Origin of the sequence: Shinella sp. WSD5-1 (genome assembly GCF_963942435.1) — a bacterium.
Lineage (GTDB): Bacteria > Pseudomonadota > Alphaproteobacteria > Rhizobiales > Rhizobiaceae > Shinella > Shinella yambaruensis.
Window position 1 is genome coordinate 112,381 of record NZ_OZ012600.1, and the last position, 25,006, is coordinate 137,386.

At 67.7% G+C, this 25,006-nt stretch carries 19 protein-coding genes and 1 pseudogene; 6 read left to right on the plus strand and 14 right to left on the minus strand.

Annotated features, from left to right (window positions below):
* The first annotated feature begins 156 nt into the window (after positions 1 to 156).
* Both AABQ55_RS30970 and AABQ55_RS30975 read left to right on the plus strand, forming a co-directional pair.
* The gene (locus AABQ55_RS30970) at positions 157 to 1,254 is read left to right on the plus strand and encodes a glycosyltransferase family 4 protein (protein WP_272809012.1); all 1,098 of its coding nucleotides are present in this window, start codon (positions 157 to 159) and stop codon (positions 1,252 to 1,254) included.
* Positions 1,251 to 1,985, plus strand: coding sequence for a polysaccharide deacetylase family protein (locus tag AABQ55_RS30975; RefSeq protein WP_272808990.1), 735 nt, complete (start codon positions 1,251 to 1,253; stop codon positions 1,983 to 1,985). Before AABQ55_RS30970 ends, AABQ55_RS30975 begins: the two co-directional genes overlap by 4 nt.
* 646 nt (positions 1,986 to 2,631) lie before the next feature.
* On the opposite strand, the gene AABQ55_RS30980 is transcribed toward AABQ55_RS30975, so the two are convergent.
* The 9 genes and pseudogenes from AABQ55_RS30980 to AABQ55_RS31020 all read right to left on the minus strand — a co-directional run bounded on the left by AABQ55_RS30980 (position 2,632) and on the right by AABQ55_RS31020 (position 15,966).
* Positions 2,632 to 3,051, minus strand: coding sequence for a cyclic nucleotide-binding domain-containing protein (locus AABQ55_RS30980; protein WP_023512973.1), 420 nt, complete (start codon positions 3,049 to 3,051; stop codon positions 2,632 to 2,634).
* A 47-nt stretch (positions 3,052 to 3,098) separates the two neighbouring features.
* Entirely contained in the window at positions 3,099 to 5,810 is a 2,712-nt protein-coding gene (locus AABQ55_RS30985) for an ABC transporter transmembrane domain-containing protein (RefSeq protein WP_272808991.1), read from the minus strand.
* A 70-nt stretch (positions 5,811 to 5,880) separates the two neighbouring features.
* Positions 5,881 to 7,032, minus strand: a complete 1,152-nt coding sequence (locus tag AABQ55_RS30990; RefSeq protein WP_272808992.1) for a glycosyltransferase family protein — start codon at positions 7,030 to 7,032, stop codon at positions 5,881 to 5,883.
* A pseudogene (locus AABQ55_RS37825) lies at positions 7,029 to 7,709 on the minus strand (glycosyltransferase); the annotation flags it as partial. The gene AABQ55_RS30990 and the pseudogene AABQ55_RS37825, both read right to left, overlap by 4 nt.
* Before the next feature lie 757 nt (positions 7,710 to 8,466).
* A complete protein-coding gene (locus AABQ55_RS31000) occupies positions 8,467 to 9,669 on the minus strand; it encodes a glycosyltransferase family protein (RefSeq protein ID WP_272808994.1) in 1,203 nt (400 codons plus the stop codon).
* Positions 9,670 to 9,742: 73 nt separating this feature from the next.
* A complete protein-coding gene (locus tag AABQ55_RS31005; protein ID WP_272808995.1) occupies positions 9,743 to 10,918 on the minus strand; it encodes an ABC transporter permease in 1,176 nt (391 codons plus the stop codon).
* On the minus strand, positions 10,915 to 11,913 hold the full coding sequence (locus AABQ55_RS31010; RefSeq protein WP_244768980.1) for an ABC transporter permease: 999 nt from the start codon (positions 11,911 to 11,913) through the stop codon (positions 10,915 to 10,917). The genes AABQ55_RS31005 and AABQ55_RS31010 overlap by 4 nt, the downstream gene beginning before the upstream one ends.
* Positions 11,914 to 12,154: 241 nt before the next feature.
* A complete protein-coding gene (locus tag AABQ55_RS31015) occupies positions 12,155 to 14,059 on the minus strand; it encodes an ABC transporter substrate-binding protein (protein ID WP_272808996.1) in 1,905 nt (634 codons plus the stop codon).
* A complete protein-coding gene (locus AABQ55_RS31020) occupies positions 14,056 to 15,966 on the minus strand; it encodes an ABC transporter ATP-binding protein (RefSeq protein WP_272808997.1) in 1,911 nt (636 codons plus the stop codon). Before AABQ55_RS31020 ends, AABQ55_RS31015 begins: the two co-directional genes overlap by 4 nt.
* A gap of 246 nt (positions 15,967 to 16,212) precedes the next feature.
* On the opposite strand from AABQ55_RS31020, the gene AABQ55_RS31025 reads away from it, so the two are divergent.
* The 4 genes from AABQ55_RS31025 to AABQ55_RS31040 all read left to right on the plus strand — a co-directional run bounded on the left by AABQ55_RS31025 (position 16,213) and on the right by AABQ55_RS31040 (position 20,860).
* Complete coding sequence (locus AABQ55_RS31025) at positions 16,213 to 17,175, plus strand: glycosyltransferase family 32 protein (protein ID WP_272808998.1); 963 nt, start codon at positions 16,213 to 16,215, stop codon at positions 17,173 to 17,175.
* A 425-nt stretch (positions 17,176 to 17,600) separates the two neighbouring features.
* Positions 17,601 to 18,944 (plus strand): UDP-glucose dehydrogenase family protein, encoded by a 1,344-nt coding sequence (locus AABQ55_RS31030; protein ID WP_244768984.1) that lies wholly within the window; start codon positions 17,601 to 17,603, stop codon positions 18,942 to 18,944.
* Positions 18,941 to 19,954, plus strand: coding sequence for an NAD-dependent epimerase (locus AABQ55_RS31035; protein WP_272808999.1), 1,014 nt, complete (start codon positions 18,941 to 18,943; stop codon positions 19,952 to 19,954). Before AABQ55_RS31030 ends, AABQ55_RS31035 begins: the two co-directional genes overlap by 4 nt.
* Positions 19,955 to 20,224: 270 nt before the next feature.
* A complete protein-coding gene (locus tag AABQ55_RS31040) occupies positions 20,225 to 20,860 on the plus strand; it encodes an RBBP9/YdeN family alpha/beta hydrolase (RefSeq protein ID WP_272809000.1) in 636 nt (211 codons plus the stop codon).
* A 52-nt stretch (positions 20,861 to 20,912) separates the two neighbouring features.
* Here AABQ55_RS31040 and AABQ55_RS31045 read toward each other — a convergent pair whose 3' ends face one another.
* From AABQ55_RS31045 to AABQ55_RS31065, 5 genes are all read right to left on the minus strand, one after another.
* The gene (locus tag AABQ55_RS31045) at positions 20,913 to 22,193 is read right to left on the minus strand and encodes a type II toxin-antitoxin system HipA family toxin (protein ID WP_272809001.1); all 1,281 of its coding nucleotides are present in this window, start codon (positions 22,191 to 22,193) and stop codon (positions 20,913 to 20,915) included.
* Positions 22,193 to 22,534, minus strand: a complete 342-nt coding sequence (locus AABQ55_RS31050; protein ID WP_272809002.1) for a helix-turn-helix domain-containing protein — start codon at positions 22,532 to 22,534, stop codon at positions 22,193 to 22,195. Before AABQ55_RS31050 ends, AABQ55_RS31045 begins: the two co-directional genes overlap by 1 nt.
* A 125-nt stretch (positions 22,535 to 22,659) precedes the next feature.
* Positions 22,660 to 23,622 (minus strand): choline ABC transporter substrate-binding protein, encoded by a 963-nt coding sequence (locus AABQ55_RS31055; protein ID WP_443021281.1) that lies wholly within the window; start codon positions 23,620 to 23,622, stop codon positions 22,660 to 22,662.
* Between the two features lie 46 nt (positions 23,623 to 23,668).
* A complete protein-coding gene (locus AABQ55_RS31060; RefSeq protein WP_272809003.1) occupies positions 23,669 to 24,499 on the minus strand; it encodes an SDR family NAD(P)-dependent oxidoreductase in 831 nt (276 codons plus the stop codon).
* On the minus strand, positions 24,496 to 25,005 hold the full coding sequence (locus tag AABQ55_RS31065) for an acetone carboxylase subunit gamma (RefSeq protein ID WP_272809004.1): 510 nt from the start codon (positions 25,003 to 25,005) through the stop codon (positions 24,496 to 24,498). The genes AABQ55_RS31060 and AABQ55_RS31065 overlap by 4 nt, the downstream gene beginning before the upstream one ends.
* Position 25,006: the final 1 nt, after the last annotated feature.

Here is a 25,006-nt window from a genome sequence, read left to right on the forward strand (position 1 = left end):
CGCACATATACAGGACCGCGCGTTGAGATGGGAGAGTTTGGCCGGCCTGTCAACCCTTGCCGTCCGGCCTCGCCGGGCGCGCAGCATGGTGGGCCGCAAAGCCGTGCCGCGGCTCGCGGCGCCAGGGCGACGATGAGAAAGGGCCTGCGGGCGAGCATGAAGATCGCGTTCTACGCCCCGCTGAAATCGCCGGACCATGCCGTGCCCTCGGGCGACCGGCTGATGGCCCGCCAGCTTATGGACTGCCTGAGGCATGCCGGCCATGCGGTCACGCTCGCCTCGCAGCTGCGCGCCTTTTGCGGCGACAGCGACGATGCGGCGGCCTATGCCGCGCTCGGCGCGCGGGCGGCGGCGGAGGTCGAGCGGCTTTCGGCACTCTGGCGGGCGGAGCGCGTGCCGGACCTCTGGTTCTGCTACCATCCCTATTACAAGGCGCCGGACCTGATCGGCCCTCCGCTCTGCGAGCGCTTCGGCGTCGCCTATGCCACGGCGGAGGCCTCCTATTCCGGGCGCCGCAATGTCGGCATCTGGCGCGACATGCAGGCGCGGGTGCTGGAGGCGGTGCGCGGCGCGGCCGTCAATATCGGGCTCACCGCCCGCGACCGGGCGGGCCTTGCCGCCGCTGCGCCGGATGCGGTCATTGCGGCGCTGAAACCCTTCATCGACGCGGCGCCGTTCACCGGGCAGGCCGCACGGCCGGAGCCGGGCCACCTCGTCACCGTGGCGATGATGCGGGCCGGCGACAAGCTGGAGAGTTTTCGCGCGCTCTCTGCGGCGTTGCGACTGATCGAGGACCGGCCCTGGCGCCTTTCGGTGGTGGGCGACGGGCCGCTCAGGGCCGAGGTGGAGGCGCTGTTTTCCGGTTTTGGCGACGGGCGCATCACCTGGCTCGGGCAGAAGCCGCAGGCCGCGGTGGCGGAGGTCCTGGCCGGGGGCGCGCTCTATGTCTGGCCGGGCTGCGGCGAAGCCTATGGGCTCGCCTATCTGGAGGCCCAGGCCGCCGGCCTTCCGGTCGTCGCCTGGCAAACGGCGGGCGTTCCGGAAGTGGTCGAGGACGGCGAGACGGGGCGCCTTACCGCGCCGGGCGATCCCGCCGCCTATGCGGCGGCCATCGCGGCCCTCCTGGACGATACGGCGGAGCGCCGGCGCCTTGCGGAAAAGGCCCGCGCCCGCGTGCTGGCCGAGCATTCGCTGCCGGCCGCCGCCGCGGTGCTGGATGCCGTCCTGCGGAACACTGTTGGAGAGACGGGATGACGCTGCCTGCCTGCGCAAGACCCCTTACGGAGGAGATCGCCCGCCGGGCCGCGGCGGGCAGACCGCTCCGGCTGTGGCTGCGCGACGACGATGCGGTGGCGCCGACCGCGGCGCTCGACACGCTTCTGGCGCTGACCGCGCGCCACGCGGTACCCGTGCTCATCGCCGTCATCCCGGCCTTCACCGGCGCGGCGCTGGCGGTGCGGCTGGCCGAGGCCCCGCTGGCGCGCGTGGCGGTGCACGGCTGGGCGCATGAGAACCATGCGGGACCCGGCGAGAAGAGCCAGGAGCTCGGCGCCCACCGGCCGGCGGAGGCGGTGCTTGCCGAGCTCGGCCAAGGCTTCGAACGGCTTTCCGCGCTCCATGCCGGGCGCTTCGTGCCCATGCTGGTGCCGCCGTGGAACCGCATCGCGCCGGCCGTCGTCGACGGCCTGCCGTCCCTTGGCTTCAAGGTGCTCTCCGTCTTCGGCCCGGAAAAGCCCGCGCCGCTCGCCGTGTGCAACACCCATGTCGACATCATCGACTGGCGCGGCACGCGGGGTGCCCGGCCGGCCGAGGCGGTGATCGCCGATCTCGTGCGCGTCTCGCAGACCCATGACGGCCCGATCGGCCTCCTCACCCACCACCTCGTGCACGACACGGCGGCCTGGGCGCTGATGGCGCTGATTTTCGAGGCGACGGCCGGGCACGCGGGGTGCGTCTGGGAGCGTGCGGAGGATCTGGTCGGGTAGGGCGGCGGTTTGCGGGGGCCTCCTCCAGCGCCGCTTTGCCCTTCTGGCGCTGCTTGCAAGGGCGGTGGGTTGGCCGTGCAGGAAAGAAGCGAGGGCGCCATGACCACCCCCCTCTGCCCTGCCGGGCATCTCCCCCTCAAGGGGGGAGATCGGCAAGAGGTGAAAGCCTCGCTTCATCAGCAGCGCTGGAAAGGGCGAAACGGCTCTCCATCCAATCTCCCCCCTTGAGGGGGAGATGCCCGGCAGGGCAGAGGGGGGTGCCCGCCGCTTGTCGCGCCGCAGGAAACGACCCCCGCAAGTAACCCACCGTTCCTGCATTGCGCTACATGCCCAGATCGCAGCCTTCGCAGGCAGCGAGCGGATGATCACAGAAATATGAAGGCGCAAGAGCGTGGCGAAGGCGGCTAGTCCCTTGTTTCTGCCGCAATTCCTTGGCAAATCCAGCCGGCGCCGCAAGGTGCTTCGCTGCTTCGCGGAACGGGGTCCTCCCGCCGCAACGGCGGAAAATCCGGCAACGTAACGCCTTTGCAGCGCGCGAAAAGGCTTTCGGAAAAGGATGAGGAAAGAGGCCGCACGCAGCAGCCGTCCTGTCGGCCCGAAAGGGACGTTCAGGAGATGCCGGCAGTAAAGGCCGACGGAGCGGTCCTCAGTGCGCGGTGGCGAGCCGTTCGCCCATCACGCGCATGGTTTCGGCCATGCTGCGGGGGCAGGACGAGAGGACCTTGAGGAAGCAGTCCTTGCGGATGCGCAGTGCTTCCACGACCGTGGAGGCCTTGACGGTGGCATTGCGGGTCGTGCCGCAAAGGATGGCGATCTCGCCGACGACCGAGCAGCTGCCGGTCGATGCGATCTTCTCGTCTCCCGAGGGCCCTTCCTTGTAGACGTCGACGACGCCCGAAAGGACGACATAGGCGGCGTCGCCCTCATCGCCCTGGTGGAAGAGTTCCTGGCCTTCACGGTAGCTCACCCGGTCCGAAGCGAAGGCGAGCAGTTTCAGCTTGCCTGCATCGATGCCCGAGAACAGCGGGACCCGTCGTAACATCTGCACTTCGTCGTTCAAGATCATAACAGTCAACCGCCTCGAATTCCGGTTATCTGATCACTTCATACCAGTCATGCTATCAGTTGCTTGTATACCGTACCGCTTTCGACGATCGTGTCGTAGGTTCCGTCTTCCACCAAACTTCCGCCATCAAAAGCAAGCACCCTTTTAAAGTGTTTTGCAAGCGGGGTATTTGACAAAACCCAGACAACAGCCGGATTATCACCGCTCTTGGCCAGGAACGCAAGGGCGGCCTCCACGATGTGCTCCTGCAGGTGGTGGTCGACGCCCGAGAACGCACGGTTGAAGATGTAGTAGTCCGAGCGGCGGATGAGGGCGCGGGCCAGGCCCAGCTTCAGGCGCTGCAGGTTGTTCAATCGCCGGCCGCCGGCCCCGATATTCGATTCCAACCCCAGCGCCATCAACGCGCGGTAGAGTTCCGGCCGCTTGGCCAGAAGCTCCCCGCCGATCTCCCTCAGCTTGGAAATCGCGTCGCTGAAGCGATGGTTGAGCTTGCCGAACACGATATTGTCCACCAGCGTTCCCGATGTCAGATAGGCATCCGGATTGTAACGTTCAATGTGGGCCTGGAGTTCGACCGGCAGGTTCGCGTGGAACTGGTGGCGCACCTCGACGATCTTGCGCATCAGCTTCTCGTCGAGCACGCCGAAACGGTGCCGCGGCTCGACATAGAAGAAGCTGAGCTTGATCAGCGCGATCCGGTCCTCCTCGCTCGGTGCGGCATTGTGCCGCAGCTTCTGCAGCAGGTGCTGATAGGTCGGGATCTCCTCCGCCCGCATGAAGGTCAGCTGCTCGAAGAACGGGTGGTCGGGCGGCAGGTCCTTGAAGAGTTCCACCGTGCTCTCGGCGATGGCCTTGCCCATTTCGAACAGCGCCGTGCCGAGGCCGCTCTCGCGCATGATGTTGCGGAAATAGGGCGTCTTGACGATCGCCTTGGTGGAGGCCTTCGGGTCGGGCATCATGCCGAAGAACAGGTTCTCGGCGACCGGCGCCTCGGTGTTGTACTCGTTGTCGCGGAACGGCACGATGAGGCTGTTGAGGTCGCGGCGGTCCAGCTCCTCGCGCAGGTCATGGCGCATCTCGACGATCTGGGCGGCGACGTCCGGGTCGTTGTTGACCGCGATCGAGGAATGCAGCGCCAGCTGCAGCACGTCGTCGGACAGTTCCACCACGTCCAGCACGGCCATCATCGCGCCGAAGAGCCCGTCCTTGCCGTTGGCATTGAGCGTGGCGAGGTCGATCCAGTTGCCGTTGAGGTCGAAGTCCGGATTGCCGGAGCGGCGCGCCTCCAGCACGTCCCATTTGCGCTGGTCGGCGGCCTGGCCCTTGTAGGCGGCCGGCTCGATCGGCGCGTGCTTGAGGCCGTAGAGCAGGTTGTCCTTCAGGCTGCCGTGGAAGAAATAGGCCTCGGGCGAGGCATAGGAGATGCGCCGGCCGGTCACCGCCTCCGGCAGGGCGAAGAGGTCGTCGTCGCCCGCCGTCACCTTGCCGCCGGCCGGCCAGACGACGCGCGCCAGCGCCTCGGCGAGGCGATCGCCGCCGCTGGCCGCCGTGCCGATGATGGCGACGGTCTCGCCGGGGGCGATCTTCACCGTCACATGCTCCAAGGCCCGCCCGCCGATATCGTCGTCGACCAGCAGGTTCGTGGTGCTGAGCGGATGGTGCAGCACCGGCTCGTTCCCCGCGTCGATGGCCTGGATCTCGGGCGCGATCATCTCGTCGGCCTCGAACTGCTCGACGACCTGCTCGTATTTGACCTGCACGTCCTGGCGCACCAGCTCCCAGTCGATCAGCTCCTTCAGCGGGCCGGGCAGTTCCTTGTAGGCGTTGATGACGGCGACGAGCTGGCCGACGTCCAGCTTGCCGACGATCGTGAGGTAGCCGCCGATGCAGTAGAACAGGAACGGCGTCAGCTGGGCGAGGAAGTTGTTGAGGAACTTGACCAGGAATTTCCACTGGTAGATGTCGTAGCGGATCTTGAAGATGCGGCCGAGGCGGGCGGCGATGTCGGCGCGCTCGTAGTTGGAGGTGTCGTAGGCGTGGATCGTGCCGATGCCGTCGACGATCTCCGCCACGCGGCCGGCGAGTTGGCGGGCGGTGAGCTGGCGCTCGCGGCCGAGCTCGATGAGCCGGCGGCGCATGCGCGGGATGATGCCGACCTGGATGGCGGCCATGGCGAAGGCGATGAAGCCGAGCCAGAAATGCTGGATGAAGATGAAGACCAGCGCCGTCAGCGCCTGGCCGCCGAGCAGCGCCGGCTGCACGAAGGCATCCGCGGTGAAGCCGCCGAGCGGCTCCACCTCGTCCTTGACCATCGAGGAGACCTCGCCGGCCTTGATGTGCTTGAAGTAGCGCGGCGGGAAGCGAAGGATGCGGTCGACCAGCTCGTAGCGGATGCGCCGCAGCAGCCGCTCGCCGAGACGCCCCTTGTAGGTGTTGATGAAATACTTGAACAGGCCGTTGATGATGACGAGCACGAGGAACGTCAGGCTGAGGGCGAGCAGCGAGGGCATGCGCTCCAGCGGCAGGCCGGCGAAAAGCTCGACATGGCCGAAGAACGGCAGGTCGAAGGCGATCGGCATGAAGAGCTGGGTATTGCCGGGCTGCTCGAACCCCGTTCCCTGGATCGGGCCGTTGACGATCTGCTTGGGCAGATCGAAGGCCATGTAGTAGGGGATCATGGACAGGGCGACGATCAGCAGGATGAAGAGCTGCTGCGGCCGGGTGTGATCCCAAATGTACCGGGCGAGACTTTTTTCCATGAAGAGCTTCTGTGCGTGAACGGCCGCTGTCGCGTGTGAAGATTATAAGACAGCCGCAATACCGCAAGAGCTAGGAAGTCACCCGCCGTTTTAGTAGGTCCCTCAGGATTTTCGCGGTACGATTGGCGCCATCCAGTTGCAAAACAGGCACATTTTTCTCCGTCCCGGCCTCTTCGGCCCGCAAGATTGCGTCCGCCAGCGTTTCCCCGGAAAGAATGTCCTCGCGCAGCACGACCGCCCGGCCGAGCCGTTCCAGCCGCTCGGCGCGCGCCGTCTGCTCGCTCTCGCCGCCCGAGGCGAAGGGCACCAGCACCGCGCCGCAGCCGGCCTGCAGCACGTCGCAGACCGTGTTGTAGCCGGCCTGCGAGACCGAGAGCCTTGCCGCCGCCAGCAGGTTGCGGAAGTCGGTGCGGAAGCGCACGAGATCGACATGCGCGGGGCGCGCGGCGGACAGCCGCGCGAAATCGGCCTGCGGCAGGTTGGGACCGGTGATGACCAGCCAGCGGCCGCTGCCGGTGCGACGGCCGGATGCCGCGAGCGCGGCCTCCACGAGGCCGGCGCCCACCGCCCCGCCGCCGGCCGAGACGACGACGTCGTAGCGTTCCGCGGCGGGTCCTGCCGCCGGGCTGCCGACGAGGCCGGTATAGACCACGCGTCCGGCAATGGCATCGGCTAGCGGAAAGGTGTCCTCCAGGCGCACGAAGGCGGGGTCGCCATGCACGAGAACCCCGTCGAAATGGCGCAGCACGAGGTCGATCGTCTCCTCGTCGCGGCCCGGCTTGGCGCGCTCCTGCAGGATGTCGCGCAGCGAGGTGAGGAGGAGGGGACGCGGCGTGCTCGCTTCGATCGCCGCGATCAGCGGCAGGAGCTCGAAGCGCACCTGGCGGCGGCCGAAGGGGAAGGCCTCGACGATGACGATGTCGGGCCGCATGGCGTGATAGGCGGCGAGCAGCCGGTCGCGCCGCGCGGCCTTGAAGACCTCGTCGATGACCGTGCCGTTCGCGTCGACGAGCGCGGAAAAACCGCCGTCGCCCACCGCGATGGCCGGCAGGGCGACATGGTCGATGCCGGGGCCGGGAAAGCCGTCGACCGGCATGCCGCCGGTGACGAGGGTGACGGCAAAGCCGTCGTCGACGAGCGCGCGCACGATGCGGCTGGCGCGGGCGAGATGGCCGATGCCGAGCAGGTGCTGGACGTAGAAGAGGACGCGCGGGCCGCTCATCGGCGGGCTCCGGTCGTAAATAGCGCCTTCAGCTGCGCGATGCTGGTATGGTGGTCGAAGCTCCCGCGCACCTTCGCCTCGGCGGCCGCGCCGAGCCTGTGGCGAAGGGCGGGATCGCGGATCGCCCGCTCCAGCGCGCGGGAAAACGCCGCCGCATCCTCGGAGGGCACGAGCAGGCCGTTCTCCTCGGTCTCGAAAAGCTCGGGAATGCCGGAAATGTCGGTCGCCACGCAGGCGAGCTGCTGGCTTGCCGCCTCCACCAGCACGTTCGGCAGGCCGTCGCGGTCGCCGTCCGGCGTGATGCGGCAGGCGAGCGCGAAGATATCGGCGCGGCGATAGGCGGCGAGCACGTCCTTCTGGTCGACCGCGCCGAGCCAGGTGATCTTTTGCGCGATGCCGAGTTCGTCGGCGAGTTTTTGCAGCTTCGCCCGCTCCCCGCCGTCGCCGGCATGGACGAAACGCCACTGCAAATCCCCGGGAAGCCGGGCGAGAGCCTCCAGCAGGACGTCATAGCCTTTCTTCGGCACCGCGCGCCCGACGCTGATGATGGTGACGGGATTTTCCGGGTCGGAGCCGTCGCGGGGCGGGCGGGGGTTTGCGGCCCCGGCGCAGTCGCAGGCTTCCGGATGCGGGGCGTGGCGTGCGTCACCCCCCTCTGGCCTGCCGGCCATCTCCCCCTCCGACGTTGCCGATTGAGCAAGGGTTTCACTCCCAGCCAATCTCCCCCCCTGAGGGGGAGATGGCCGGCAGGCCAGAGGGGGGTAGGCCCCGTCCTCCAGCGGCGGAAAGCGGTCGAGATCGAGGCCGTGGTAGCTGAGATGCACCCGGTCGCGGTTCGGGCCGGCGAGCGCCTGGAGGTGGGCGTGGCCGGATTTGGTGCAGGTCACCGCCCAGTCGGCGGTCGAGAGCTTGTCGGCGAGTTCCCAGTCCTTCGACGTCCAGATGTCCTTGGCATGGGCCGAGACGGAGAAGGGCAGGGCGAGCATGCGGGCCGCGTAATTGGCGACGGAGGCGGGCGTGTGGATGAAATGGGCGTGCAGCCAGCCGCCGGCCTCGGGAAATTCACCGACGAGCACCGCCGCCTGGCCGAAGCGGCGGAACCGGTTGCGGCTGAAATCGCGCGGCAGGTCCTTCAGGAACTGGCGGATGGCCGCGCCGAAGCCGGGGGCGCGAAGACTCTTGAACAGGCCGCGCAGCACGCGAAAAGGCTCTTCATGCAGGTATTCCGGCAGGTAGGACACCGGGGCCTTGATCTCGTCGTGCACGGGATGGCGTTTCTTGTCCGTCGGGCGACGGAGCGAGACGAGCACGAGGTCGAGCCCGGCGCGCTCCAGCCCGAGCAGTTCCTGGGCGATGAAGGTTTCCGAAAGGCGCGGATAGCCCTTCAGCAGCACGACGATCTTATGCGGCAGCGACACGGCGGGCGTGGCCTCTTCAAGCGACGGAGGGCGGGGTGAGCTCCCGCGCGGAAAGCTCCTCGCCGACGATGCGGGCGATGTTGCGCAGGCCTTCGAGCCGGAGCTCCGGGTTGCCGCTGGAGGGCGGGCGGCGTTCCGGCAGGGTCCTCAGCGCGGCGGCAAGGCGTGCGGGATCGGCCGATTCCTCCGGCAGCAGCATGTCGACGAGGCCGAGCTCGGCGGCGCGGGTGGCGCGGATGAGCTGTTCCTCGCGCGGCTGCACGCGCGGCACGATGAGCGCCGGCTTGTCGAAGGAGAGGATCTCGCAATAGGTGTTGTAGCCGCCCATCGCCACCACCGCCTTCGCGCCGGCGACGAGATCCTCCATGCGTGAATCGAACTCGATCACCTCGACATAGGGGATCTTCGCGGCTTCCTGCGTCAGCTTGGTGCGCTCGCCCTGCGGCATGTAGGGGCCGAGCACGATGAGGGCGCGGTGGGTGAGGCCGGCATCGTGCCGGTAGGCGCGCAGCACGTCCTCCACCAGCTCCGCCCCGTCGCCGCCGCCGCCGGTGGTCACCAGGATGTAGTCGCCCGACGGCTGGTACTGGGCGCGGTCCATCTTCAGCGCGTTGCGCTGCAGGAAGCCGACGAAGTTCAGCCTGTCGCGCACGCTTTGCGGCACGTCGAGGCCGACCAGCGGATCGTAGAAATCCGGCGGGCCGTAGACCCAGATGTCGTCGTAGAACCGCGCGATCTTGTGCATGACGTCCTTGCGCTTCCACTCGGCGTCGAGCAGGTGCGGGGAATCCATCACCTCGCGCAGGCCGAGGATCAGCCGCGTGCCGCAGCCCTTGAGGTAGGCGAGCGTCTCCTCCACCTCGCCGGAAAGGCCCATCGGCTCCTTGTCGATGATGAAGATGTCCGGATTGAACGTCTCGGCCGTGTGGCGGATGATCGACCGGCGCATGGTCAGCGTGTCCTCCAGGTCGATATGGCGCTCCAGCGAGGTGTATTCGCCGTTGCGCAGCTTGATGACGCTGGGGATCTTCACGAAATCGACGCGGGCGCGATAATCGAAGGCGCCGGCGATCGTCGCGCCGGAGATGATGAGGACGTTGAGGCCGCGATATTCCTCCACCAGCGCATGGGCGATCGTGCGGCAGCGGCGCAGGTGCCCGAGGCCGAACGTGTCGTGGCTGTACATGAGGATGCGGGCGTGCTCGAAACTGCGGCTCAAGGGCACGACCTCCCGGTATCCGCCGGGCCCGCCGTCGAGGAGGGGCGATTCTTCTGCATTCGTAATCCCGATTTCACTTATAGGGGTCAGCCGCATCACGCAGTCCATCGCCAAGGAAGTTGAAAGCCAGAATGACCAAAACGACGGGTACCACCGGAAAGAGCAGCCAAGGATAGAGAGCGATAATGTTGATGCTGCGGGCTTCCGTCAGCAGGATGCCCCAACTGGTGATGGGCGGCCTGAGGCCGAGCCCGAGGAAACTCAGTGCCGTCTCCCCGAGGATCATGCCCGGAATGGTCAGCGTCGCGCTGGCGATCAGGTGGGACATGAAGCCGGGTATGAGATGGCGGCGGATGATGCGGGCGCTGCCCGCGCCCATGACCTGGGCCGCCAATACATAATCTTCCTCGCGCAAGGCAAGAAGTTTCGAGCGCACGGCGCGCGCAAGTCCGGTCCAGTCGAGCATGCCGAGGATGATCGTAATGCCGATATAGACGAGAATGGGGCTCCAGGTGACGGGGATGATCGCGGCGAGCGCCATCCACAGCGGAATACTGGGGATCGATTGCAACACCTCGATGACGCGCTGCACGATGAGGTCGAAGACGCCGCCGTGATAGCCGGCAAGCCCGCCGATGACGATGCCCAGCACGAAGCTCATGGCAACGCCGAGCGCGCCGATGGTGAGCGAAATGCGCGCGCCGTAGAGGATGCGCGAGAGCATGTCGCGCCCCAGCCGGTCGGTGCCGAGGAAGAAGAACTGGCCGTCTTTCGCCGGGCAGACGAGGTGGACGTCGGAGGTGAAGAGGCCCCAGAACCTGTACCTGTCGCCGCGGCAGAAGAAGCGCAGCTTCTGCACGTCCGTCCTGTCGTCGGTGTAGACGCGCCGGAGGTTGTCCATGTCGAGCGTCATCTTCTGGCCGTAGACGAAGGGACCGACGAACTGGCCCTCATGCATGAAGCGCAGGGTCTGCGGCGGGGAATAGATGAAGTCGATGTTGCGGGTGTGCAGGTTGTAGGGCGCCAGGAACTCGCTGACGGCGATCATCAGGTAGATGACGATGAGGAAGATGCCGGAGACCAGCGCCATCCGGTGGCGGCGGAACTGCCACCACATCAGCTGGAACTGCGAGGCCTGGGCGACCTTCTTCAGCTCCTCGGTCTTGCGCTCGGCGGCATAGGGATCGAACGGCTTGTCCGAGACGAAATGGCCGAGCGGGGCGCCGGGTTCGGGAAGGGGCGTCTTCACTTGCGGGCGCCTCCGCCGAGCCGGATGCGCGGGTCGAGGATGGCGAGCGCGATATCGGAGACCAGCACGCCGATGACGGTCAGGAAGGCGAGGAACATCAGGAAGGAGCCGGCGAGATACATGTCCTGTGTCTGCAGGGCCTTGATCAGCATGGGACCGGTCGTCTCGAGCGACAGCACGATGGCGGTCACCTCCGCGCCGGAGATGATCGAGGGCAGGATGGAGCCGATGTCGGAGATGAAGAAGTTGAGCGACATGCGCAGCGGATATTTGGTGAGGACCCGCATCGGATGCAGGCCCTTGGACCGCGCGGTCACCACATATTGCTTGTTGAGCTCGTCGAGCAGGTTGGCGCGCAGGCGCCGCACCATCGCCGCCGTGCCCGCCGTGCCGATGATGATGACCGGGATCCAGATATGCGAGAGGATGGAGCGGAACTTTTCCCAGCTCATCGGCGCGCCGAGGAACTGGCGGTCCATCAGCCCGCCGATCGAGACGCCGAACCAGATATTGGCGAAATACATGACGACCAGCGCCAGCATGAAGTTCGGCACGGCGATGCCGATGAGGCCGGCGAGCGTCAGGCCGTAGTCGCCCCAGCTGTACTGGTGGGTGGCGGAGTAGATGCCGATCGGGAAGGCGATGAGCCAGGTGAAGATGATCGTGACGAACGAGACCAGCACCGTCAGCCAGAGCCGGTCGCCCACCACCTCGGAGACGGGCAGGCGGTATTCGAAGGAATAGCCGAAATCGCCGGTGAGCATGCCGCCGACCCAGTAGACATAGCGCAGCGCCGGCGGCTTGTCGAAGCCGTAGCGCTCGCGCAGCTCCTCGATCTCGGCCATGTCGGTGGCCTCGCCCATGGCGCGCAGCTCGGCGATGTAGCTCTCGAAATAGTCGCCCGGCGGCAGTTCGATGATGGTGAAGACCAGCACCGAGATGAGCGCCAGCGTCGGAACCATGACGGCGATGCGCCAGAGGATGTAGCGGATCATCGGGCGGGCTCCTGGGGATGGGGCCGATGGGGCTTCGTTCCCGGCCGCCCCTCATCCGCCTGCCGGCACCTTCTCCCCGTGAACGGGGAGAAGGAGGATGTGGCGCTGTTGTGCCAGGTGCCTGCATGGGCCGCGCCCGTGCCGCAAATCCCTTCTCCCCGCTTGCGGGGAGAAGGTGCCGGCAGGCGGATGAGGGGCATCCGGCCGGCCGACGACCGTGCATGGAAGATCATCGGCCCCATCACGCCTCCTCCTCGTACCAGAACGTGTCCGGCATGTAGACGCCGAGGAAGCTGGTCGGCTGGAAGCCGCAGAGGGCCTTTTCCGGCATGTTGCGCAGCCGGCGCGACCGCACGACGGGCTGCGAGATGCCGTTGACGGTGCCGATGGTGAAGACCTGGTCGGCGTGGTGGGCGAGCATGTCGTGCCAGATCGCCGCGCGTTCCTCCTCCGTCGTCGTCATTTCCCAGGCGGCGAGCTTGTCGACGAGATATTGCACCTCGGGCATGTCCGGCGGCTCGCCCTTGGTCTTGACGGTCGCGTAATACATGCCCCAGACCGGCCACTGGTACTGGTCGTCGGCGCTCGGGGCGAGCTCGGCGGGCGACATTTCCGGCGTCGGCACGCCGTTGTCGAGCCCGTACCAGACGGACATCACCACCTCGCCGCCGATGGCGCGGCTGCGGAAGATGTCGCGCTGGGAGACGCGCACGAAGAGGCCGAGGCCGATCTCGCGGAAATAGTCGGTGACGAGCTCCAGCACGTCCGTTTCCAGCGTGCTCTCCCCGGCGCTCTCGATGACGACATGGGCGGGGCGGCCGTCCGGCAGAAGGCGCGTGCCTTCCTCGTCGCGCTTGTCGAGGCCGGCCGCGTCGAGCAGGCGGTTGGCTTCCTCCGGGTCATAGCCGGCATAGGCCCTGGCATAGTCCGGCTTGAAGAGGGGGCTTTCCGGCAGCACCGTGTTGGCGCTTTCCTGGCCGAGGCCGTAGAACACGGCCTTGTTGATCTCCGTGCGGTTGATGGCGAGTGACATCGCCCGGCGCACGCGCACGTCGCGCAGCATGTCGCGCCAGCCCTTGTCGCCGCAGTTGAGATTGGGGATCAGGGCGACGCGCGAACCGAGCGTGCGCTTCCACAGCATCACCTTGATCGGATACATCGTCTCGGCGTTCTTCAGCAGCGTGTAGTCGGTGAAGTCGAGATTGGCGAGCTGGAGGTCGCTCTCGCCCGTCGCCGTCTTGGCCGAGATGAGGTCCGGCGAGGAGACGTTCAGCACCAGCCGGTCGACATAGGGCAGCTGCGTCCCGTTCTCGTCGACCCGGTGGAAGAACGGATTGCGCTCGAAGATGAACTGCTCGGCCGGCGGTGCGGTGCGCGGCCGCCAGGCCTCCAGCGTCGGCAGGTCCGGGTTTTCCGGGCGCGTCTGGCGCGACATCTTGATGTGCAGGCCGCGCCAGTCGTCGACGCGCTGCGTCTTGATGTGCTTTTCCAGCTCCTCCGCGGTCTGGAACTTCTTGTGGAACTGCCGCATGTAGGCGGACGGCAGCGCCAGCACCAGCGGAATGGGCGAGGCGAGCTTCGGCAGGAAGTCCGGGATCGGCTTTTCCCAGGTGTAGCGCACCGTGACGGGGTCGATCACCTCGAAGGCCGGCGGCTTGCCCTCGACGAGCAGGTCGGTCGGCGGGCCGCCCTTCAGGAGCTCGCGGTTGAGGATGACCTCCTCCCAGCAATAGCGGAAATCCTCCGCCGTGAAGGGATCGCCGCTCGACCATCTGTGCCCTTCGCGCAGGCGGAAGGTGAAGATGCGCTCCTCCTCCACCGTGAAGCTCTCGAGGATGTCCGCCTGGAGCTTCAGGTCCCGGTCGTAGCCGACGAGGCGCGAATAGCTGTTGATCGGCACGAGGCGCACGTCGCGCTGGCCGCCGATCAGGATGCGCAGCCTGCCGCCCTGGGTGCCGGGGGCGCCGCCGAGCGCGGCGGTGTTGATGACGCGCGGCACCTTCGGCAGCCGCTCGGCGACCGGCGGCAGCTCGCCCGCCGCGATCTTCTCCTTGAAATAGGCGGTGTCGCCGGCGGCGGCGCTGCGGGCAAGGCCCGGAACGAAGGCGGTGGCCAGGAGGCCGAGGGTGGCGCGGCGCGTGATCACGAGGAGAGTTCCCGCATGTCGGCATTCCTGCGGGCGAGCACGAAATGGCCGCCGCCGAGATCGGCCGGCGCCAGGCCCTCGCTGCCCTCCTCGTCGCGGAAGACGCGCGCCCAGCTCTCGCGCGAGACGGCGCTGGTCCGGCCGGCCGTCTCGAAGTTCAAGGGGCGTTCGAGGTCGGGGAAGGGCACGGCGTCGAGCAGCGCCCGCGTATAGGGATGCACCGGCGCGGTCATGATGATCTCGCGCGGCGCGATCTCGACGATGCGCCCGGCCCACATCACGGCGACCCGGTCGGCCATGTAGTCGACCACGGCGAGGTTGTGCGAGATGAAGAGATAGGTAAGCCCGAGATCCTTCTGCAGGTCCTTGAGGAGATTGAGGATCTGCGCCTGCACGGAGACGTCGAGCGCGGAGACCGGCTCGTCGCAGATGATCATGCTGGGCCCCAGCGCCAGCGCCCGGGCGATGCCGATGCGCTGGCGCTGGCCGCCGGAAAAGCTGTGCGGGTAGCGCTTCAGCGAGGCCTCGTCGAGGCCGATGGCGCGGATCAGCGCCTTGGAGGCCATCCTGCGCTTGGCCGCATCGCCATAGTCGTGGATGTCGAGGGGCTCGCGCAGGATGTCGCCGACCGTCATGCGCGGCGAGAGCGAGGATTGCGGGTCCTGGAACACCATCTGCATGCGCGTGCGCAGCGATTGCAGCTCCGCGCCGCTGGCGTTCAAGACGTCGACCGGCCCCTTGCCGTCGTCGAACAGCACGGAGCCGGCATCCGGCTTTATGGCGCGCATCAGGATCTTGCTGACGGTGGTCTTGCCGCAGCCGCTTTCGCCGACGAGGCCGAGACATTCGCCGCGCCGGATGTCGAAGCTGACGCCGTCGACGGCGGGCCGGGGCTTTTCCTTGTGCCGGCCCGGCAGGCCCCAGTTGTCCTTGCGGGTCGCGAAGGTCTTGCTGAGGTCGCGGACCGACAGGATGATATCCGGCCCGGTGCGGGCCTGGTATTTCTTGGAGAGCAGGCTGTCCTGGTCGACCTCGATCTCGCGCAGCGGCTTCAGCCGGTCGCCGCGCTGCATGCCGAAATGCGGGATCGCCGCCATCAGGCCCTTGAGATAGGGATGGGCGGGCCGGTGGAAGATCGTCTCGACCGGCCCCGCTTCCATGATCTCGCCCTGGTAGATCACCACCACCTCGTCGGCGATGTTGGCGACGACGCCGAGATCGTGCGTGACGAGCAGCACGGCCATGTCCATCTGCTGCTGCAGGTCGCGCAGCAGTTTGAGGATCTGCGCCTGGATGGTCACGTCGAGCGCCGTGGTCGGCTCGTCGGCGATGAGGAGCGCCGGGCCGCAGACGAGCGCCATGGCGATCATCGCGCGCTGGCGCATGCCGCCCGACAGCTCGAAGGAGTACATGTCGTAGACCTTGCGCGGGTCGGCAAAGCCGACGCGGGACAGCATGTCCTCGCAGCGCTCGCGCATCTCCGCGCCGGCAAGGCCGCTGTGGATGGCAAGGGACTCGCTGATCTGGTCGCCGATCGTGTGCAGCGGCGAAAACGAGGTCATCGGCTCCTGGAAGATCATGCCCATGCGCCCGCCGCGGATGGAGCGGATCTTCCTGCCGTCGCGCGGCAGGGGCAGGATGTCGATGGGGCCTTCGTCGGAGAGCGGGTCGTCGAAGAGGATCCTGCCGGAAACGCGCGCGGTCGGCGGCTGCAGGCCCATGGCGGTCTGGCTGATGACGGACTTGCCGGAGCCGGATTCGCCCACCAGGGCGGTCACCTTTCCGGGCAACACCCTGAGACTTGCGCCCCTGACGGCGGTGATCCTCGCGCCCATCAGGGAGAAGGAGACGTGCAGGTCTTCGATCCGCAGCAGGTCCCTCGGCCGGCGCCTCGCATTCGAGTTCATATGTGCTTTCTCGCCTGACGGATTTTTATCCACGCGGCCTTTTCTTGATGTTCCCCACAGTGACACTAGCGCGCGCACTTTTTTCTGTCCACGCCTTACTCCGGGCAAGGTTGGGGGTTGTCGTTGCTTCGGCCGGGGCCGAATATGAAGGAACGTCTCCGGCGGGCGACCTCGCTCTTGCCTTGCCCCCGGCGCCGGATGCAAAACCGCGTCGCACTTTTGCCGGACTTCCTCTAGGACAGCTTGATGTCAGCCAAGCAACGATTGAACGAACAACTGGAAAAAGCCGCCGAATATCGCGAGGCCGGCGATTTCGGCGCCGCCTGGCAGGTGCTGGAAGAGGTCTCCATCGATCCCGAGCGGGCCGCCCTCGGGCCGGAAACGGCGCTCGGCCTGCCGCGCCGCCTGCATTCGGCCTTCCTCAAGCTCGCGAAGGCGGAAGGCGATCCCCTCGAGCGCATCGGCTACCAGTATCACCTCGTGCCCGACCCGGACCTGCTGTCCGCGCACGGACGCTTCTCCTCGGCCGAGCGGCGGGCGATCGCCGAGGCGAACCGCGCCGCGATCCCGCCCGTCATCCACCAGGTCTGGATCGGGGAAGGGGCCGTGCCGCCCGCGGCCAAGGCCTGGGAGCAGCACGCCAAGGCCCATGGCTACGGCCATTTCCTCTGGCGGGAAAAGGACCTGGAAGAGGCCGGCATCCATGAGAACACGGCGTTCCGCGCCATGCTGGAGCGGGGGGACTATCCCGGCGCCGTCGATATCGCGCGCTACCTGCTCGTCGAGCAGGAGGGCGGCGTCTACCTCGACTGCGACTGGTATCCCGCCCGCGCCGACATCAGCTTCCACGATCTCCTGCCGATGACCGGGCTGACCGCCATGGCGGAGGACATTCCGCGCAAGACCGGCCGCGGCAGCCTGCTGCTCGCCAATTCCTTCCTGGCAGCGCCGGCCCATCACCCGGTCTTGGTGCGCCTCAACGCCGTGCTGCCCGAGGTCGTCGCGGCGATGCCCGGGGCGCCCGCCTGGTGGTCCACCGGCCCGCTGATCTTCACCGTCGTCGCCCGCGGCGGCGCCGTCACGCTCGCCGATGCCGGGCTGGTCGCCGGCACCCTGCCGCGCGGCGCGCCGCCTGCCGATGTCGAGGCGGCCTGCCGGGCGGCCGAGCGTGATGATGGCGGGTTGTTGCTGGCGTGGAAGTCGTGGTGAGGCATTTTCTGGCCTGCCGGATATCTTCCCTGGGGGGCAGGGTACTTGCCTGTGGACGGAAACCGTTGCCCCAACCCCTTCTCCCCCCGGGGGGAGAAGGTGCCGGCAGGCGGATGAGGGGGAGACCGAAGGCGTAAATGATTGCAATATCCCGCCTGCCTCACCCCCTCATCCGACCCTTCGGGCCACCTTCTCCCCCGGGGGGAGAAGGGATTGCGGCATCGTCCTGCCCCTATACCTGTCTTCAAGGGGAGATGGCCGGCAGGCCAGAAGGGGTGGCAAAGGCCGGGGCCTCTTCCTAGATAACCGCCCGCATTGCCCTTGAAGCCGGCCCTGTTCCGTGCTTTGCCCGGCACCATGTTCCATCTGTGACGAATGACGGCCAGGACAGCCGCGACAAAGGTCCCATCCGGAGAAGAAGCACCATGAAGATCGCGATGATCGGTTCGGGTTATGTCGGCCTGGTATCGGGCGCCTGTTTTGCCGATTTCGGCCACACCGTCGTGTGCATCGACAAGGCCGAGGCGAAGATCGAGGCGTTGAAGCGCGGCGAGATGCCGATCTTCGAGCCGGGCCTGGAGGCGCTGGTGGCGGAGAACGTCAAGGCGGGGCGGCTCTCCTTCACCACCGAGTTCGCGGGGCCTGTCGGCGAGGCCGACGTCGTCTTCATCGCGGTCGGCACGCCCTCGCGGCGCGGCGATGGCCATGCGGACCTTTCCTACGTCTACGCCGCCGCCCGCGAGATCGCCCGGTCGGTCAAGGGCTTCACCGTCGTCGTGACGAAATCGACCGTGCCCGTCGGCACCGGCGACGAGGTGGAGCGCATCCTGCGCGAGACCCGCCCCGAGGCGGACATCGCCGTCGTGTCGAACCCGGAATTCCTGCGCGAGGGCGCGGCGATCGGCGATTTCAAGCGGCCGGACCGCATCGTCGTCGGCATCGAGGACGAGCGGGCGCGCGAGGTGATGACCGAGGTCTACCGGCCGCTCTATCTCAACCAGTCGCCGCTGCTCTTCACCACCCGCCGCACCTCCGAGCTGATCAAATACGCCGCCAACGCCTTCCTCGCCATGAAGATCACCTTCATCAACGAGATCGCGGACCTGTGCGAGAAGGTCGGCGCGGACGTGCAGCAGATCTCGCGCGGCATCGGCCTCGACGGGCGCATCGGCGCGAAGTTCCTGCATGCCGGCCCCGGCTATGGCGGCTCGTGCTTCCCCAAGGACACGCTGGCGCTGGTCAAGACCGCGCAGGACAATGACAGCCCCGTGCGGCTGATCGAGACCACCATCGCCATCAACGACACGCGCAAGCGCGCCATGGCCCGCAAGGTCGTCGCGGCGCTCGGCGGCGAGGTGCGCGGCAAGAAGATCGCCGTGCTCGGCCTCACCTTCAAGCCGGAGACCGACGACATGCGCGACGCCCCGTCGATCTCCATCATCCAGGCCCTGCAGGACGGCGGCGCGAAGATCTTCGCCTACGATCCCGAGGGCATGGAGGCCTCGAGGGCCGTGCTCGACGACGTGACCTACGGCGCCTCGCCCTACGACATCGCCGAGGGCGCGGAGGCGCTGGTCATCGTCACGGAATGGAACCAGTTCCGCGCGCTCGATTTCCAGCGGCTGAAGGCGAGCATGGCAAGGCCCGTCCTGGTGGACCTGCGCAATGTCTACAAGCCGGAGGAGGTGGCCCGCCACGGCTTTGCCTATTCGAGCATCGGCCGCGGCACATGCGCCATGGTCGCGCCGGTCTGCGAGGCGGCGGAATGACGCATTTCCTCGTCACCGGCACCGCGGGCTTCATCGGCTTCCACCTCGCGCGGCGCCTGCTTGCGGACGGCCACACGGTCACCGGCTTCGACGGCATGACGCCCTATTACGACGTCACGCTGAAGGAACAGCGCCTCGCGCTGCTCACGCCCCATGCGGGCTTCCGCCAGGTCACGGGCCGGCTGGAGGACCGCGCCGCGCTCGATGCCGCGGCCGCGCTGAAGGCGCCCGACGTCATCCTCCACCTCGCCGCGCAGGCCGGCGTGCGCTACAGCCTGGAAAATCCCGGCGCCTATGTGGACTCCAACCTCGTCGGCTCGTGGAACGTGCTGGAACTGGCAAGGGCCCTGCAGCCGAAACACCTGCTGCTCGCCTCGACCTCGTCGATCTACGGCGCCAACGAGAAGATCCCCTTCGCCGAGGCCGACCGCGCCGACGAGCCGATGACGCTCTATGCCGCCTCGAAGAAATCCATGGAGCTGATGGCGCATTCCTACGCCCACCTCTACGCGGTGCCGACGACGGCCTTCCGCTTCTTCACGGTCTACGGCCCCTGGGGCCGGCCCGACATGGCGCCGATCAAGTTCTCCGACGCCATCCTCTCCGGCCGCCCGATCGACGTCTACGGCGAGGGGAAGATGAGCCGTGACTTCACCTATGTCGACGACATCGTCGAGGCGATCGTGCGGCTCGTCGACGTCGTGCCGCGGGAGGAAAGCCGCGTCACGGCGCCCGGCATCCTCGACACGCTCTCGGCCGGCGCGCCCTTCCGCACCGTCAATATCGGCGGCGGCCAGCCGGTCGGGCTGATGACCTTCATCGAGACGATCGAGAGGGCGCTCGGCCGGCCCGCCCTGCGCAACTACCTGCCGATGCAGCCCGGCGACGTGCCCCGCACCTTCGCCTCCACCGAGATCCTCGCCCATCTCACCGGCTTTTCCCCGCGCGTGACGCTGGAGGAGGGCATCGCGGCCTTCGCGGCCTGGTATCTGGAGTGGCGGGCCCGGTAGCGCCGCACCGCCCGTTGCCGCAGGCCGCCCGTCGAACGGGACGCCGCCCGGCCCGGTCACGGGTTGCATAAGGCGATTTATGGAACTTGCCCGCCGCCAGGTCCTTATCGTCCCGGCAAGCCCGGCTGGCGGCGGGAAAAGGCTTTTTCGAAATTAGTCTATATAGATGATAGAATTCCTATGCCCGGTGGCGGGACGCTGTATCCTCCCGATATGCCGTCGCCTGCGGCGATCCCCGCCGTGGCGCCTGGAAAGGCTAAGGAGGCCGCCATGCCGTCGCTCGATATTCCCGTCGATACGCTCATCCTGCCGGGCCTCAACGGCTCGCCGGAGGCGCACTGGCAGCGTCACTGGGCGCGCGACAACCTGGAAAGCCGCGTCGTCGAGCAGCATGACTGGTCCTGCCCGGAGCAGCGGGACTGGCTCGTGCGGCTGGAGCGGGTGGTGGAGATGGTCGGCAACGACGTCTGGCTGGTCGCCCACAGCCTCGGCTGCGTCCTGGCGGCGCATTTCGCCGAAAGCCGGCTGGCCGGGCGCATTCGCGGCGCGCTGCTGGTGGCGCCCTGCGACCTTGAGACGACGGAGGCGCTGCATCCCTGTATCGTCAGGTTCGGCGCCATGCCGGCGCGGCGGCTGCCCTTTCCCTCGCTCGTCGTCGGCAGCCTCGACGATCCCTACATGCCGGTCGAGCGGCTGCGCCAGACGGCGCGCGCCTGGGGCAGCGACCTCGTCGATATCGGCCATGCCGGCCATATCAACATCGCCAGCGGTTTCGGCCGCTGGACGGCCGGCTACGATTTCCTCGACCTCCTGAAGACGCGGGCGAGCGACGCGGACTTCGGCCGCATTCCCCTTCCCCGCCCCTCCCCCGCGGCCCTTGCCGGCAGCGGGCCGGTTCCCCACTGAACGGCGCGTGCGGCCTTGACGCATGCCGCGCAAAAGTGCGCAGCGGCGCGCCTCAGTCCCGCGCCTCGCGCACCAGCGCCAGCGTTTCGAGCCGCGTGATCAGGCGCTCCGCCCGCGCGGCGCCGAGATGGTCGTGCGCGGCCGCCGGCCAGAGGTCGAGCGCCAGGAGCACGGTCTCCCGCACCTCCCGCTCGATCCAGTCCGGATCGAGCCCGAGAAACGCGGCGACGCGGCGAAAGCGATGCAGCGTGACGGCGGCGAAGGCATGGGTGCCGACGAAGCGCAGCGCCAGCTGGTCGGCCGGCGCGAAGAGCACGGTCGGCACGATGTCGTAGGCCGGCGACAGGCGCACCGCCCCGCCGCCGGGAAACAGGAAGGACCAGTTCTTCAGGTGGTTGTCGCCATTGCCGACGAGCACGTCGGCGACGATGCGGCGGATGCCCTCCAGCACGTCGGCGCGCCAGTCGGTGCTGAAGCGGCGGATCATGTTGAGGATCGTCTCGTAGGTCGCCATCGTGTATTTGCGCTCGCCGACGGCGCCCACCACCTGGCCGGCATCCTCCATGTGCAGGCGCCTGCCCTCCCCCGGCCGGTCGAAGCGGTCGACGGAAAGCGCCATCGCCCCGCCCGGGAGGAAGCCCGCCGGCAGGCCGTCGATCGCGTTCACCGGCACCAGCCGGCAGTCGGCCGCCGTCACGCCGATCATCCGGCAGAGCGTCATGGCGGCGAATTCGGCCTCTGGCAGGCCGGGATAGCGCGCCGCCGGCACCTTGAGGATCGCCCTCCCCTCCCCTCCCCGCGCCGGCACGGTCAGCCGCGCGCCGGCGGGGGCGGCGGAGAATTTCAGCTGCACGCCGGCCAGTGAGAATTTTATCAGCCCCTCCGGCTGCGGCAGGTCGAGCCCGGCGAGCCGTTCGAGATGGAGCGGGCCGGCGGTTTCGGGCAGGGCCGTCTCGGGCGTCACCAGCACGGCGCCGGGCAGGTCCGCGCCGAGCCGCGTCAGGAGGTCGAACTGGTCGTGCCGGCCCGGCCCCATCTCGGCGAGCACGAGGTCGCGCAGCGCCCCTTCCGGCAAGAGCCCGGCAAACCAGGGCGGCAGGTGGCCGTTGAGGCCGATCTTGTCGCCGCGCGCGGCAAGCCGGCCGCGCGTCGCCGCCGCGTCGCCCGGCACCTGCCAGCCGAGGCTCAGCACCGGCCGCGCCGGATCGCGCAGATAGGCCTCGTCGATAAGGAAGGCCGTCGCCCCCTCCCCGTCGCGCGTCAGCGTGCCGACCCGCCGGGGCAGGCCTGCAAAATCGAGGAGATGCACCCCGAGCACCGCCGCGCGCGCCATCACGCCTCTCCGTCGGAAAGATCGACGAAGACGTCGTCGAAGGCGGTGCCGCCGGGGGCCGCCGCGCCCTCCCCCGCCCCGGCGGGCGCAAGCAGCGCCTGCACGGCCGCCAGCCTTTCGGCCGGCACCAGTACGGGCGCAAGATCCAGCGCGTCGCAGATCTCCAGGAGCAGCGCCAGCCGGTCGCGCCCGCGGCGGGCCTGCAGGAGGTCGCGCTCCAGCTCCGAAATGCGCGCCCTGTCCCGTCCCAGCCGCGCCGCCAGCGCCGGCTGGGTGAGGTCGCGGCCCTTGCGGGCCCGGCGCAGCTGCGCGCCCAGTTGTTCTGCTATCGGTGGCTTCATGCGGAAAAGCGCTCTTTTTCTAAGAACAAGCGGAATTCCGCATATCATGAAAAAAGTCGCCGCAGAAGCGGAATTCCGCTTCCTGATACAAAAAGAGCGGAATTCCGCATGCCCTTGGGCGTTTTCTATCCGTTCAGCAACCCGTTCACCGCCTCCGCCGCAGGCCGGCCGTCCAGCGTGGTCACGCCGTCGAGCCAGGGCTTCACCGCGTCGGGATGGGCCTTCAGCCATTCGGTGGCGGCGTCCTTGGCGTCCTTGCCGTCGTTCAGGATGGCGCCCATGATCTCGTTTTCCATGTCGAGCGTGAAGCGCAGGTTGGTCACGAACCGCGCGGCGTTCGGGCATTCCTGCGCGTAGCCGGCACGGATATTGGTGTAGATGTCGGCGCCGCCGTAATTGGGGCCGAAATAGTCGTCGCCGCCGGAAAGATAGTCGATGGCGTAGACCGAGTTCATCGGATGCGGCGCCCAGCCGAGGAAGACGATCCACTGCTTCTCGCCGATCGCCCGGCCGACCTCGGCCAGCATGCCCTGCTCCGAGCTCTCGACGAGCTCCCAGCCGCCGAGGCCGAAGGCCTTCTTCTCGATCATCTCGGTGATCATGCGGTTGCCGTTGTTGCCGGGCTCGATGCCGAAGATCTTGCTGCCGAACTTCTCGGCGAATTTCTGCAGGTCGGCAAAATCCCTGACGCCGGCATCGGCGACGTATTTCGGCACGGCGAAGGTGTATTTGGCGCCCGTCAGGTTCGGGCCGAAGACCTCGATCGACTTGTCCTCGAGGAAGGGCTTGCGGTCGGCCTCCATACTCGGCTGCCAGTCGCCGAGATAGACGTCGATGTCCTTGTTCTTCATGCTGGTATAGGTGACGGGGATGGAGAGCAGCTTGCTCTCCGGCGCATAGCCGAGCGCTTCCAGGATCGCCGAGGCGACGGCGGTCGTCGAGGTGATGTCGGTCCAGCCGACATCGGAGAAGCGCACCGCCTTGCAGCTTTCCGGATCGGCCGCCTCGGCCGCGCCGAGGGGCGCAAGCAGGCCGGCGGCCATGGCGAGGGTCAGTCGGGCAAGCGTCATTGTCCTCAGTCTGTACATCTGCTGTTCCCTTTCTTGTTTTCTCCGTTTCATGCGAAAGGGCGGCTCACCAGAGTGCGCCGCCCGAGATCTGTATGTTCTCCATGGTGATGCCCCTGGCCCCCTCCCCCGAGAGGAAGACGGCAAGGGCGGCGATTTCGCTCGGCTGGATGATGCGGTTCTGCGGGTTCTGCCGGGCGATGTCGGCCATGGCGTCCTCCAGCGCGCGCCCGCCGCCCTCCCGGTCGATGACCTGCTGCACGTTGCGGCGCATCAGCTCCGTCTCCACCCAGGTCGGGCTGATCATCACCGCCGTCACGCCGTGCGGCGCGCCCTCCAGCGCCACGCAGCGGGTGAGCCCGAGCAGGCCGGCCTTCGAGGCGCAGTAGGCCGGGTTGTCCTTCCAGCCGACCGTTGCCGCCGTCGAGCCGATATTGATCACCCTGCCCCAGCCGCGCGCCATCATGCCCGGCAGGTAGGTCCGGATCATGCGGAAGGCGCCGTTGAGGTTGGTGTCGATGATCTTCAGCCACAGCTCGTCCGAATGGCCGCTGACCGGCTGCTCGGCCGTCGTGCCGGCGGCGTTGACGAGGATGTCCGCCGGCCCGCAGGCGGCCTCCGCCGCCGCCGCGAAACCGGCGATACCCGCCGCGTCGCGCACGTCGAGATGGCCGGCATGGACCTTCGTGCCGAAGCGCTCCAGCCTCTCCCGCACGGCGAGGATCTCCCCGGGGTCCGGATAGGCGGCGGCATCGCCCTGCCGCCCCGCCGCCTCGCGCACGAAGGAGCCGACCGCGACATTGGCGCCCGCCCCGGCAAGGGCCTCGGCGATCGCCAGCCCCTGCCCCGTCAGCCCGCCGGTGATGACCGCGCTGCGGCCCGCAAGATGGTCCGTCATGCCGTCTCCTTCAGCGGTTTGCCCAGGGGTTTTCCAAGCCAGTCGCGGTAGAAGCCCTCGAGGTCCGGCTGGAAGTCGTGCACGATGGGATAGCCGGGCGCGGCCGCCTCCACCTCGTGCAGATGGGCGCAGGCAGGGCAGAAGAACTCGCGGATTTCCATCCAGTCCGGGTCCGGCAGGTCGGAATTGGGATAGATCTCGCGCAGGCTCGCCTCGGTGTTGCGCACGTTGATCACGGCCTTCAGCTTCCAGTTCTCCCGGTAGTCGCCGAAGGAATGGCCGCATTCGCAGCGGGTCACCCGCCCCTCCCCGCCGTCGCAGATGAACAGCCGGTCGCCGATGGGTAGCAGGATCGTGTCGTCCCATGCCACACGGTCCTGCAACACACTGATATATTTATCGAATCTGTCGTCGTCCTTGTAGGCGCTCATGATCCGGCGGGTCTGCGGCCAGGGCAAGGTGCCCTCGACCAGCTCGCGGATGACATCCTTGGAATAGGCACTCATG